General features: G+C 60.3%; 1 protein-coding gene. It reads left to right on the forward strand.

All coding sequences use genetic code 11. The features are described from left to right. Nucleotides 1–232: hypothetical protein (locus R0J87_RS21660; RefSeq protein WP_498888882.1), on the forward strand; the 232-nt coding region annotated here is incomplete at its 5' end. Nucleotides 233–262: the final 30 nt, after the last annotated feature.

Raw genomic sequence — 262 nt, forward strand, 5'->3', positions numbered from 1 at the left:
CTCGATGGATAGGGCGCTGACCGGCGTCGGATTTCGTCGCGCATTCACGGGAAAGCTCGTCGCCGGTGCCTTTGTCGCGAGCGCACTGTCAGTGTGCATCTTCGTGCTGTGGACGGTGGGGGTGCACTTCCTTCTCGCTCAGAACGGACTTTCGCTCGTGCTCACCCAGGATACTTCATCGTGCTGGGCAACGTCTCACTCTCGCCCTTCGGCGGCACCTACTACTCGATAGCCAACGGATTCTTCAACGGACTCTTCGGCG

The sequence above is a fragment of the Halomonas sp. SIMBA_159 genome, from assembly GCF_046536035.1.
GTDB lineage: Bacteria > Pseudomonadota > Gammaproteobacteria > Pseudomonadales > Halomonadaceae > Vreelandella > Vreelandella venusta_A.